The following is a 12,136-nucleotide window of genomic DNA, read 5'->3' on the forward strand; positions in this document are numbered from 1 at the left end:
CCTATTAAACCTAAAATGAACCTAAATTTAAAAAAAGCATTTACAGGCACCATTTTATTTCTCTTCGCTTGCCTTTCTGTATTTGCAGGTGAAATCAAACTGAAGATCAATAAAAAGTACCTGAACATTCCAATCTCTCACAAAGAGGAGCGGCAAAAAATGACCTTTCAGACTGATGGTAAAGATGATCTATCGGTAGTTGTCCGCCTGGCTTCCGATGAGCCGGATTATTGGATTTTCAAAGAGGTGTCAAACCTAAAAGGAAAAACCTTAAAAATCAGTTATGAGGGGAATGAGGCTGGCTTATCCAAAATCTACCAAGATGATCATTTTGTAGGTCAAGATAAGGTATATAAAGAAAGTAATCGACCTCAATTCCACTTCACAACGCAAAGAGGTTGGATCAATGATCCAAATGGCCTGATTTTCTATGAAGGAGAGTACCATCTATTCTATCAGCATAACCCCTATGAAAAGGAATGGGAAAACATGCATTGGGGACACGCTGTAAGTAAGGATTTAATTCATTGGGAAGAACTGCCAGATGCGCTTTATCCTGATCAACTTGGGGGAATGTTCTCAGGATCTGCTGTCATCGATTATCAAAACACAGCTGGTTTTAACGAAAACGGAACGCCCGCCATGATTGCAGCCTACACTGCCGCCGGGCCAGAAAAACAGATGCAATGCATTGCTTATAGTTTGGATAATGGAAGGACTTTCACTAAATATCAAGGCAACCCTGTAATAGATTCAAAAGCTAAATGGAACAGTCAAGACACCAGGGACCCAAAAGTCTTTTGGTATGAAAAGGAAAATCACTGGGTGATGGTACTCAACGAGCGCGATGGACACTCCATTTATAATTCTACTGACCTCAAAGACTGGGAATATCAAAGTCATACTACGGGCTTTTGGGAGTGCCCTGAGCTATTTGAACTGCCTATTGATGGAAACAAGGACAATACTTTATGGGTCATGTACGGAGCCTCTGGCACTTATATGTTAGGTAACTTTGATGGAAAGATCTTCACCCCTAAAAGCGGTAAATATCAATACACTTCTGGTTCCATTTATGCAGCACAGACCTATACCAACATGGATAATGGCCGTCGAGTACAAATTGGCTGGGGAAGAATAAGTCATCCCGAGATGCCTTTCAATGGAATGATGCTCCTTCCAACAGAATTATCCCTTAGAAACACCAAATCCGGACCGCGTTTGTTTAGTGAACCTGTATCAGAGGTAGAACAACTTTTCAGTCCTATAAACCAATGGACAAATTTAACATCGGAAAAAGCGAATGAGCTGTTGAATGAATTTTCAAATGCAGGAAGCTTAAGGATCAAAACAACCATTAAATTATCACATGCTACAAGTGCAGGGCTTAACCTTTTTGGACAGCATCTAATCGATTATGACCTCAATTTCAACAAGCTCAATGGTGAGTTCTACTCTCCCAATGACCCTACCAGCATGGAAATTTCAGCTGACATTTTCATCGATAAAACAAGTATAGAAATATTTGTTGATAATGGTGCACTATATTTCTCCATGTCAAGGTCTGCAGACAAAAAAAACCAAGAAGGTTTTCACTTCTGGGGAAACAATATCACCATTAAAAACCTTGAAGTATTTGATGTAAAGTCAATCTGGGAATAATCTTGATTATATTTCTTTATTATTTATTCAAAATATCATTCAAACCCAAATAGCCGTATGAAATCTACTATCAAACCTATGACCTTTCTTCTGCTTGCGTTTTTCCTGTATGCTTGTTCAGAAAAACCTAAAGAAAAAACAGCGGAAAACATCCAGCTATTTGATGAGAAATATCGTCCCCAATATCATTTTTCTCCGCCTCAACAATGGATGAATGATCCAAATGGGATGGTTTACCTTGATGGTGAGTACCATTTATTCTACCAGCACTATCCAGACAGTAATGTCTGGGGACCAATGCACTGGGGTCATGCAGTGAGTAAAGACATGCTTAACTGGGAGCATTTACCCATCGCACTATACCCTGATAGTCTGGGGTATATCTTTTCCGGAAGTGCAGTAATAGATCATGGAAACACCTCGGGGTTGGGAAAAGATGGAAATGATCCTATGGTAGCTATTTTCACCTACCACCAAAATCAAAAAGGCCAAACCCAGGGCATCGCTTTTAGCAATGACAAAGGTCGGACATGGACAAAGTATAAAGGAAATCCAGTGCTAAAAAGCCCAGGCATTCCAGATTTTAGAGACCCAAAAGTAAGTTGGTACGAACAAACCAATGGAATAGGGAAATGGATCATGACCCTTGCCGTAAAAGACAAGATCAGCTTTTACTCCTCTCCTAACCTGATTGATTGGAAGCATGAAAGTGATTTCAATCCTGATTGGGCAGCATATGGAGGTGTCTGGGAGTGCCCGGACCTCTTTCCTCTTACCACTCCCGAAGGAAATAAAAAATGGGTTCTTTTGGTCAGTATCAACCCTGGAGGTCCTAACGGCGGGTCTGCCACCCAGTATTTCATTGGACAATTTGATGGGCAAACGTTTACTGCTGAAGGTTCAGACGTAAAATGGATTGATCATGGAGCAGATAATTATGCGGGAGTAACCTGGTCCAATATACCTCGAGAGGATAGCAGAAGGTTGTTTTTAGGCTGGATGAGCAACTGGCAATACGCAAATATTGTCCCTACCCAAGCCTGGAGGTCTGCCATGACCATTCCCCGTGAGCTACAATTGGTGAGGGATAATTCAGGCAACATCCTATTATCCTCTGCCCCCATAAAAGAAATCCAAAATCTAGTAGAATCTACAAATGTTATTGAGGGGGCTTCCTTTATGCTAGATCATAACCTCTTTCAATTGGACTTAGAAAAAACTCCAGAGCAATCAGGATCGGTGATTTTCAGTAATGACTTAGGAGAAAATATTACCCTTCAAATTACCCATGATGAAATCACCTTTGACCGAAGTAATGCGGGTAAAACTGACTTTCAAGACGAATTTGGAAACATTCACCATGCTCCTATAAAGAATATAAAAATTAAAAATGTAAGCATCTTCTCCGACCGTTCTTCTCTGGAGTTTTTCTTTAACGATGGCGAAATGGTAATGACCGAAATCATTTTCCCTAATGCTCCACTACTTAAGGTAGAACTTAAAGGCTTTAAGGGTGAGAATAAGGTTCATTACTTTAAATCAATTTGGAACAACTAGTAGATTGAATAAACAATTAGTTTCAATTCAAACTACTTCTGGCTAGCTTTGGTATTAGCCTTTAAATAACCTGACATGAACAGTAAAAAGTACGTTATTTTCCTTTCTATAGTGGCCGCATTGGGAGGATTCTTATTTGGCTTCGATACAGCAGTAATTTCCGGTGCAGAAAGATTTATCCAAGAAAAATGGCAACTCAGTGATTGGAGCCATGGCATGGCAGTAGCAATTGCCTTGTACGGGACTGTACTTGGGGCTCTATTTGGAGGAATCCCAGCTGATAAATATGGGAGAAAATCCTCTTTACTCTGGATTGGCTTATTATACTTTGTCTCCGCCGTGGGGTCAGCATTGGCTCCAGATGTCATCACTTTCATGATATTTAGATTTATCGGAGGGCTTGGTGTGGGAGCATCTTCCGTCGTTGCTCCAATGTACATCAGTGAAATTGCCCCCGCAAAAAACAGAGGGGTGCTGGTTGCACTTTTTCAGTTCAACATCGTCTTTGGGATCCTAATGGCCTACTTCTCCAATTATCTTATAGAAATGGCCAACTTCAATGAAAGCTGGCGTTGGATGTTGGGTATGGAGGCCATTCCGGCATTGATCTATACCCTTTTGACCATTAAGGTACCTAAAAGCCCAAGGTGGCTCATAGCTCATCAGAACAATATTGAAGAAGCAACAGAAATACTTTCTAAAACAGATCCTGATGGCGCAGAAGAGGCGATTAGATTGGCTATCGAAGAAAGAAAGCGTGAGAAAGTGAAAGTAGGCTTTTCGGCATTATTTAAAAAGAGCCATTTTAAAACCACCCTTTTGGCCATTATGATTGCCCTGTTCAACCAGCTTTCCGGCATCAATGCCATTATTTATTTTGCCCCTAGGGTCTTTGAAATGGCGGGAATAGATCAAGAAAGTGCTTTGCTCTCCACCATTGGTATCGGTGCCGTAAATATGGTAGCCACCATGTTGGGACTTTATTTGATTGACAGAATTGGTAGAAAAAAACTGATGCTAATAGGCTCAATTGGCTATATTGTCTCCCTTATACTGATTGCCTATTCTTTTTCCGGAGGTGCCATCAGCCCTTCTTATCTACCGATATTTGTTTTTGTCTTTATTGCCTCTCATGCTGTGGGTCAAGGAAGTGTTATTTGGGTGTTTATCTCAGAGGTATTCCCCAATGAAACCAGGGCATATGGACAGTCAATTGGCTGTTTTACACACTGGATTTTAGCAGCAGTGATTGCCAATGTTTTTCCTTTCTTTGCCAACGTATTTGGCCCAGTAAGCATCTTTGGCTTCTTTGCCTTGATGATGGTTTGGCAATTGATTTGGGTATTGACAAAAATGCCAGAAACCAAAGGCCGTTCTCTGGAAGAAATTCAACAAGATATGATCAAGACCAATGCATAAAAAAGTAGTAATATTTGGCGAAATGCTTTGGGATTGTTTCTCTGATAAAAACATTCCTGGGGGAGCTCCTATGAACGTAGCCTTGCATATCCAATATCTTGGATATGACACCACTTTTATTTCAAAGGTTGGCAAAGACCAGCTTGGTATAGATTTATTGGATTTTGTACAATCAAAATCTCTGGACATTGGGATGATCCAGAAAGATGAAAGTCATGAAACAAGCCGGGTGGTAGTAGATGATTCCGATAAGGAAAATATCAAATATGAAATCGTCAAACCTGTTGCTTGGGACTTTATTTCTTGGAATCAGGAAGTTCAAAAAAGGGTAAATGAAGCTGATGCATTTGTCTTTGGCAGTTTGGCTGCAAGAAGCAAGGAAAGCAGTGAAACTCTTTTGAAGTTATTGGAAACGCATACTTTAAAAATCCTTGACATCAATATTCGAGCGCCGCACTATTCTTTTGATTTGATTGAATCATTATTAATGAAAGCTGATATTCTCAAAATCAATGACGATGAGTTAATGATTTTAAAAGAGGAATTGGAACTTTCCAATGATATAGAAAAAGCCATAACCACTTTAGCCCAAAACTATAAACTAAAATTGGTATGCGTCACTTTGGGATCAAAAGGAGCTATGATTTATGATGGGAAACAATTACATCGACATCCTGGCTATAAAGTCATCGTGGAAGATACTGTGGGCTCGGGAGATGCTTTCCTAAGTGGATTTATCCATCAATTTCTCCAAAACAAACCAGCCAATGAAATTCTCGATTTTGCCTGTGCCCTAGGGGCTTTAGTCGCAACTAACAAAGGAGGCACACCTCAGTATGACCTCAAATCAATTGACAATATTAGAAAAAGCTATTCCTCCTAGTAGGCTGTTTTTTCAGCCTACTAGCCTATTTTTACTCGAATGCCCTCCTTGGCAGATTTAAAAGCTGCTTCAACCACCATAACATCTCTTAAACCTTCCTCACCTGGAACCATCACTTCCTTGTTTTCAAGAATAGCCAATGCATCATCATCCATTTGTACCGCTTGCTGACTTTTGACCTGGTCGGAGAATTGAATACCATCACTTGTACCGCCTTGAATTCCACGATAAGACTGAAAAGGCTCCAGCCAGAATTTTCCACTGGCACATGTAGCAGTTAATCTTCCCATGTTCATTCCAAAACTGGTAGCACAATTGGCCATCAGTCCGTTGGGAAATTCCAAAACATAATTCATCGTTTCGTCTACCTCGTCAAACATTTCTGGACGCCGGACACTCTCATATGCCATTACAGAAATAGGTTCCATACCACTCAGAAACCTTACACCATTGATAGGATACACTCCCATATCGTACATGGCTCCACCACCCATTTCCTTATCCAATCTCCAAATCCCAGTACTTCGCATTGTAAACCCAGCTACTGCTTCCAGCATTCTTAATTCACCATATTTTTGGTTTTTCACAAACTCTCTCAATTGTCTTGTATTGGGTTCGTGTTGCATCCGATAACCTATGCTCAGCTTAACTTTATTCTTTTTACATGCCTCAATGATCTGCTCGCATTCCTTAACCGTTTTGGCCATTGGTTTCTCACACCAAACATGCTTTCCAGCTTCTGCGGCTTTCATAGCAAATTCGGTATGCATGCTATTCGGAAGCACCACATAAACTACATCAATATCAGGATTATCGGCAATGGACTCAAAGTTCTCGTAATTATAAATATTGCCATCGGGGATTTTATATTTATTTTTCCAATCTTCAGCTTTGGCAGGCGTTCCTGTCACTATCCCCGCCAAATAACAATTTGAGGTCATCTGCAACGCTGGAGCCAATTGCCCAGTGCTGTATCCTCCCAGGCCTACCAAAGCAACTCCAAGTCGTTCTTTTTTGGAACCCAGAATAACATTAGGAAAACTCATTGCTGCTGATGCCAATATTGTATTTTGGATAAATTGCCTTCTTATCATAGTTCATTGGTTTTAGTGGTTTAATTAATAAGTTACAAAAGAAAAGCCCATCCAAAAAATAGGACAGGCTTTTCAAACCAAAAGAAAGAAAATTCTTAGAAGTTTTTGCCAATGGAAACTTTATACACACTGTTCTTAGTATCTACATCACTGTAGTTCAAGTCTGAAAATCCGAAATCATAACTCCCTTGCACGTTGAACCCAAGTGGCAGATTAATTCCAACTCCAACGACTCCCCCGATATCAAACTTTGTCAATTCATCTAAAGAACTTACATCCGTAGATCCCTCATAATTTCTGGCTACTAGTACAGACGCTTGAGGTCCCGCAAAAACATTTAACAAGGGAATAAAGCCCAAACGAGCCAAAATTGGAATATCTATATAATGTAACCTTTCGGTAGCCGTCATGCCATTATCATCCAGCTTACATCCTTTTTGAGAATATTGTATCCCAGGTTCCACTGCTATCAGCCCCAACAAGCTGATTTTATGATAGATGCCCGCATGAAATCCTGAGTTTCCATCCGAACTGATGCCTTTTATTTCGGGATAGTTCCACCCTGCCCTAATACCTGTTTGGCCATAAACTTGCTGGATGCCAGCCAATAAAATAAATGCTAAAATGAGAATCTGAATTCTTTTCATGGTGAGTGTCGGTTAAATATGAAGTGAATCTAAAACATTAAAAAGCTAATTATCAAGCGTTAAACTTTTTAAATAAACGAAAAAAACCACTTTGAAGTGATATATATTGAAATATTTTCTTCAAAAAATAGGTGTTAAATCTAGCTTCTTGAGTGAAGCCAAGAAAGTAAAAGCAAAAAAAGGGCTTCGACAAATATCGAAGCCCTTTTTGGATCCAGTTTAGAAACTATATCCAAGAGATATTTTAAAACCTCTGTTATATACTTCAGCGTCTGAATCTTTAAATACTGGCGTCAAACCCAAGTCATAACTACCCTGAACATTCAGTCCCACAGGCAAATTATATCCTACACCGAAAACCAATCCGGCATCCAGATCATTTACATCATCTCTTTCCCATTCGAAGGTTGACCCAAAAGCATCTCCTTCAAATTCAGCTTTGGTCAAAATAGATCCTTGCGGACCAGCAAAGATGTTAAAGCCGTCACTTGCATAAAAACGTAGTAAAATCGGCACATCTACGTAACTCAAGATTGTTCTTGACTCCGTTACATTATCTGCCTCGGTTCCTTTCTGCGAGTAATACACACCTGGCTCAATGGCAAAATTGTCTGTCACAAACATATTTCCATAAATACCTGCATGGAAACCTGCTCGATTGGTATAGTCATTATTGGAGCCATCATCACCTCCCCAATTGAAGAAGTTGACCCCACCTCGGATACCAAAGTTACTGGCTTGATCACTGGCAGGAGTTCTTCTCTGCGCATTGGCATCCCAAACAAATAATGATACTGCGATAAATGCAAAAATTACCTTTTTCATGTTAATCATATAGTTGGTTCATCCTTTCGTACACCAAATCCATGCCAAAAGAAGCAAAAAAATAAGGGAGTGCTTTATGCAACTCCCCTTTTTGTTCACAATTCATTGTAAACCAACTATTTTACTCTCTTCTCTATGTAATAAGAATTTAAAATCGCCAAAGCGCCCATGTATTTAAGTTTGAAGCGAATAAGGTCTCCTACTTTATAGTTCTTTGGATTTTTACCCAAATCCAAGATCAGCATGTCTGAACTTCCCCCAAGTACTTCAAATTCGTTTTTGTCATAAATCAAATACTTTGGATCCACATCCAACAACCCAAGATCCAAAATACCCCGGTAAGAAGATTGTCCGTAAAGCGACACATCAATCTCTGTAATTTCACCTTGTGGGTTGGCGGCAAGGTTTCCAATAGGCAGGAGAGGCTTTTCCTGCAACTCAATTATCTCTGCACACAATTCAAAAACTCCATCATTCATTCCCTCGATTGTACTTCCATCAAACAAATTAGCACCGAAATATAAGGTCTCTCCAACCCTAAAATGATTGATCCCTTTAGGTAATTGATGATTAAGCATCAAAGGAATTGTCACTGAGGTCCCAGCGGATACCCATGGAATTTCCTTATTAAACTTTAATTCTATGATTTGTTTATAAAGGGATAGCTGTACCAATTTATCGGTGGATGGCATGACTCCATTGAGACAGTTTAAATTAGTTCCCAGGCCAATCACTTCCACATTGGGAAGCTGAAATATTTTTGAATAAAACTCTACCAAGTCATCTCCCATCACTCCTTCTCGCAAGTCTCCCGTTTCCACCATGATGATAATCTGATGTTTCTTTTCTTGTTTCACCGCCTCCTCACTGATCCATTTTATGGTATTGAGTTCACTGTTCAGACTGACATCAGCGTACATCACCACATCTTTCAAGTTACGTTTGGAAGGAGGTTTGATATATACCGTCTGAATAGCTGAATTAATATTTTTTACTTTGGCAAGGTTGCTGATCCTGGAGTCATGTACTTCGTCCACACCCAGGTCAATCAATTCCTGAATGTAAATTTCATTGCCACAAAGCAATTTGGACACGACTCCCCAGGCCACATCATATTCATTAAATTTCTCTCGGAGAAACTCGTAATTCTTTCGAAGATTATCTTTGTATAGATTTAAAAATGCCATTCTATTTTTTCAACCTCATTTCAAGATATTTATTGGTGAACCCAAGCTTTTCATAAAGGATTTTTGCCGGATTGTCAGCCTCTACGTGTAACGCAATATCGCCACTGGCCATTTTAATCGCCGTCTTCATCAGCTTTTTTCCGACTCCTTTACCTCGTTGGTTGGCATTGACAGCGATATAAACTAATATATTTTCAGGAATATATCCAGACATGCCCGTCTTATTTACCACTACCGCACCAATAATTTCCCCATTTTCACGCCCCATCACCACAAAACCTCCTTTATCCACAGCCTGATCTAAGGCATAATCCAAGCATTTCATAATGTCCTCATGTGGATCACCATATTGATCTAGGTGTTCAAACAAAAAATCTGCAATTTCTTTTTTCTGGAGATATGTCGCATTGTCAATGGTGGATAGTGTCTCTATCTTATTCATTTTAATAGGGTTAAAGTATATTCAATTTTATTTATCCAGTTTATTTACAAGCAAAAACGCTGCTAAAGAGGCCGCAAGCCCAAATAAATTAGCATCAAGTCCCGAAGGCAAAGCGATACCGCTAAAGGCCAGGCCTGCAGTAACACTTCCTCCAATGATCATAGAAAGCAATGCGGCATTAGGGTTTCGCTTATTCCAAAACAAACCAGCAAGGATGGGAACTAACAGTCCCGATACCATAAAAGCGTAAGAATAAAGCATAAGTTCCAGTACATTGGTCATTTGCATGGCTATCAACAATGCCAAAGCCCCAATGACTAAAGTAAACAACTGACTGAACCTCATTGACTTTTCTTCTGGCTGCTTATCAAACCATTTCCCAAAAAGATCTGTAGTGAGATTCCCTGAAGCGGCCATCAAACAGGAATCAGCAGTAGATAATACTGCCGAAAAATAAGCGGACATCATCAGTCCCATTATTCCTGCTGGCAAAACTGTGCTTAAGAGTATTGGCAACCCCATCTCTGGGTCCAGATCATCAATTGCACCTGCAATCATGCCTTGTTCAAAAGCCACTCTAGACAATAAACCTAAAGACACACCCATAAAAGCCATGATGGGCCATTCAAACAAACCCGCAATATACCAGGCTTTCTTAGCTGATTTGACATCCCTGCTCGCAAATATTCTTTGGTACAAAGTCATACCTACAAACCATATGGGCAAAATAGTGATCCCCCAATTGGCCAAATCCTGCCAGGTCAAATTAGACAGACTGAAAAATTCAGCCGGTAATGTATCTTGTATCACCTTCCATCCTCCGACGTGATAATAGGAAATGGGCAAACCAATAAAGGTAAAACCCAATAATAGGATGATCCACTGAATGGTATCTGTGTATATTACCGCCTTAAGCCCCCCTAAAACAGTATATACAACCGCTATTATGCCCATTATCAGCAAGGCTAAATTGATATCCAAATCCTTAAAAGTGCCTGCGGCCAATTTTGCCCCCGCCAATAATTGAGATGAAGTAAAACCTAGATACCCCACAAAACAAATTACTCCTGCTGCTATGCCTACTTGTCGGTTAAAGAGATATTGAAAGATTTGCGGAAAAGTATAAAATTTAGCGAAGGCCGGATTGGACTTCACTTTAGGAATCAAAAAAACAGCTGCTAACCATGCACCTATAAGCCCTGTAAACAGCATCCAGCTTCCAGATAGCCCCATCGCAAAACCTAAGCCCCCTAAACCAATAGAGAACCCCCCTCCCACATCTGTAGCCACCACAGATAGTCCAATATGCCAATGGCCTATACTTCTACCTCCAACATAATAATCCTCTTGTCCTTGATTGTTTCGCATGAAGTAAAAGCCAACTCCAAGCATAATGATCATATACACGATAAAAATGACAATATCGATCCATTCCATTCAGTTGTCTTCTTTCTAATTATTCCCTTTCTAACAAAATTTCTAAGTTATTGTTTTATTCGTTTTTTCCTATTTTAAGTAATTTTATTTAGGAAATACACTATTTAAACAAAAATAAATCATGAAATAATCAAAGAAGTAAAAAAACAGACAATAAAAAAGGCCGGAGAACCGGCCTTTCATTAAATAATCTAAGATCTCAATTATACATTCTCACTGCTCACAATAGCAGAGAAATACTCCCTGTTCATTCTAGCGATATTGGTCAAGCTGATGCCTTTAGGACATTCGATAGAACATGCACCTGTGTTGGTACAGGCTCCAAATCCTTCCTCATCCATCTGGGCAATCATCTTCTCAGCTCTCTCTTTTCTTTCCACCTTACCCTGAGGCAACATGGCCAACTGAGAGATTTTGGCAGAAGTAAACAACATAGCAGAAGCATTCTTACAAGCGGCTACACAAGCACCACAACCAATACAAGTTGCTGCATCAAAAGCTTCGTCAGCAATTTTCTTTGGAATAGGAATCTCATTGGCATCAGGTACACCACCCGTATTAACCGATACATACCCCCCTGCTTGGATGATACGGTCAAATGCACCTCTATCCACTACCAAATCTTTCACTACTGGGAAAGCAGCTGCTCTCCAAGGTTCGATGGTGATGGTGTCTCCATCTTTGAAAGACCTCATGTGCAACTGACAGGTTGTCGTTTGCTGAGGGCCGTGAGGCTTGCCATTGATATGCAAAGAACACATCCCACAGATACCTTCCCTACAATCATGGTCAAAGTGAACAGGGTCTTCTCCCTTTTCAGAAAGCTCTTCGTTCAAAACGTCCAACATTTCCAAGAATGACATATCTTCAGAAATATCAGCAATATTATAATTAACAAAACCGCCCTTATCAGAACTGTTTTTTTGTCTCCAAACTTTAAGTGTTAAGTTCATAATAATTATGAATTTTTGGTTGTCAAATGA

11 protein-coding genes are annotated in these 12,136 nt (G+C 39.8%); 4 read left to right on the forward strand and 7 right to left on the reverse strand.

The annotated features are described in order from the left end of the window. The first annotated feature begins 15 nt into the window (after positions 1–15). The 4 genes from IFO69_RS00560 to IFO69_RS00575 all read left to right on the forward strand — a co-directional run bounded on the left by IFO69_RS00560 (position 16) and on the right by IFO69_RS00575 (position 5,521). The gene (locus IFO69_RS00560; protein WP_192007010.1) at positions 16–1,662 is read left to right on the forward strand and encodes a glycoside hydrolase family 32 protein; all 1,647 of its coding nucleotides are present in this window, start codon (positions 16–18) and stop codon (positions 1,660–1,662) included. 57 nt (positions 1,663–1,719) lie between these two features. Next, the gene (locus IFO69_RS00565) at positions 1,720–3,219 is read left to right on the forward strand and encodes a glycoside hydrolase family 32 protein (protein ID WP_225443938.1); all 1,500 of its coding nucleotides are present in this window, start codon (positions 1,720–1,722) and stop codon (positions 3,217–3,219) included. Between the two features lie 75 nt (positions 3,220–3,294). After that, positions 3,295–4,638: a sugar porter family MFS transporter gene (locus IFO69_RS00570; protein WP_192007011.1), complete on the forward strand. Its 1,344-nt coding sequence runs from the start codon at positions 3,295–3,297 to the stop codon at positions 4,636–4,638. Next, positions 4,631–5,521 (forward strand): carbohydrate kinase family protein, encoded by an 891-nt coding sequence (locus IFO69_RS00575; protein WP_192007012.1) that lies wholly within the window; start codon positions 4,631–4,633, stop codon positions 5,519–5,521. Before IFO69_RS00570 ends, IFO69_RS00575 begins: the two co-directional genes overlap by 8 nt. A gap of 20 nt (positions 5,522–5,541) precedes the next feature. Here IFO69_RS00575 and IFO69_RS00580 read toward each other — a convergent pair whose 3' ends face one another. The 7 genes from IFO69_RS00580 to IFO69_RS00610 all read right to left on the reverse strand — a co-directional run bounded on the left by IFO69_RS00580 (position 5,542) and on the right by IFO69_RS00610 (position 12,106). Further along, the gene (locus IFO69_RS00580; RefSeq protein ID WP_192007013.1) at positions 5,542–6,615 is read right to left on the reverse strand and encodes a Gfo/Idh/MocA family protein; all 1,074 of its coding nucleotides are present in this window, start codon (positions 6,613–6,615) and stop codon (positions 5,542–5,544) included. 95 nt (positions 6,616–6,710) lie between these two features. Further along, entirely contained in the window at positions 6,711–7,262 is a 552-nt protein-coding gene (locus IFO69_RS00585; protein ID WP_192007014.1) for a porin family protein, read from the reverse strand. A 219-nt stretch (positions 7,263–7,481) separates the two neighbouring features. Next, positions 7,482–8,087: a porin family protein gene (locus tag IFO69_RS00590; protein WP_192007015.1), complete on the reverse strand. Its 606-nt coding sequence runs from the start codon at positions 8,085–8,087 to the stop codon at positions 7,482–7,484. Positions 8,088–8,203: 116 nt separating this feature from the next. After that, positions 8,204–9,274 (reverse strand): alanine racemase, encoded by a 1,071-nt coding sequence (locus IFO69_RS00595; protein ID WP_192007016.1) that lies wholly within the window; start codon positions 9,272–9,274, stop codon positions 8,204–8,206. 1 nt (position 9,275) lies between these two features. Next, entirely contained in the window at positions 9,276–9,716 is a 441-nt protein-coding gene (locus IFO69_RS00600) for a GNAT family N-acetyltransferase (RefSeq protein ID WP_192007017.1), read from the reverse strand. A gap of 27 nt (positions 9,717–9,743) precedes the next feature. Further along, positions 9,744–11,153, reverse strand: coding sequence for a sodium:solute symporter family protein (locus IFO69_RS00605; protein ID WP_192007018.1), 1,410 nt, complete (start codon positions 11,151–11,153; stop codon positions 9,744–9,746). Between the two features lie 203 nt (positions 11,154–11,356). Then, entirely contained in the window at positions 11,357–12,106 is a 750-nt protein-coding gene (locus IFO69_RS00610) for a succinate dehydrogenase/fumarate reductase iron-sulfur subunit (protein ID WP_192007019.1), read from the reverse strand. Between the last annotated feature and the right edge of the window lie 30 nt (positions 12,107–12,136).

The organism is Echinicola arenosa, assembly GCF_014841125.1.
GTDB lineage: Bacteria > Bacteroidota > Bacteroidia > Cytophagales > Cyclobacteriaceae > Echinicola > Echinicola arenosa.

What these genes read in the sequence shown, in the direction of transcription:
- IFO69_RS00605 (WP_192007018.1), bottom strand. Translation starts at nt 11,153, where the DNA reads ATGGAATGGATCGATATTGTCATTTTTATCGTGTATATGATCATTATG.
- IFO69_RS00600 (WP_192007017.1), bottom strand. Translation starts at nt 9,716, where the DNA reads ATGAATAAGATAGAGACACTATCCACCATTGACAATGCGACATATCTC.
- IFO69_RS00575 (WP_192007012.1), top strand. Translation starts at nt 4,631, where the DNA reads ATGCATAAAAAAGTAGTAATATTTGGCGAAATGCTTTGGGATTGTTTC.
- IFO69_RS00585 (WP_192007014.1), bottom strand. Translation starts at nt 7,262, where the DNA reads ATGAAAAGAATTCAGATTCTCATTTTAGCATTTATTTTATTGGCTGGC.
- IFO69_RS00590 (WP_192007015.1), bottom strand. Translation starts at nt 8,087, where the DNA reads ATGAAAAAGGTAATTTTTGCATTTATCGCAGTATCATTATTTGTTTGG.
- IFO69_RS00570 (WP_192007011.1), top strand. Translation starts at nt 3,295, where the DNA reads ATGAACAGTAAAAAGTACGTTATTTTCCTTTCTATAGTGGCCGCATTG.
- IFO69_RS00565 (WP_225443938.1), top strand. Translation starts at nt 1,720, where the DNA reads ATGAAATCTACTATCAAACCTATGACCTTTCTTCTGCTTGCGTTTTTC.
- IFO69_RS00580 (WP_192007013.1), bottom strand. Translation starts at nt 6,615, where the DNA reads ATGATAAGAAGGCAATTTATCCAAAATACAATATTGGCATCAGCAGCA.
- IFO69_RS00610 (WP_192007019.1), bottom strand. Translation starts at nt 12,106, where the DNA reads ATGAACTTAACACTTAAAGTTTGGAGACAAAAAAACAGTTCTGATAAG.
- IFO69_RS00595 (WP_192007016.1), bottom strand. Translation starts at nt 9,274, where the DNA reads ATGGCATTTTTAAATCTATACAAAGATAATCTTCGAAAGAATTACGAG.
- IFO69_RS00560 (WP_192007010.1), top strand. Translation starts at nt 16, where the DNA reads ATGAACCTAAATTTAAAAAAAGCATTTACAGGCACCATTTTATTTCTC.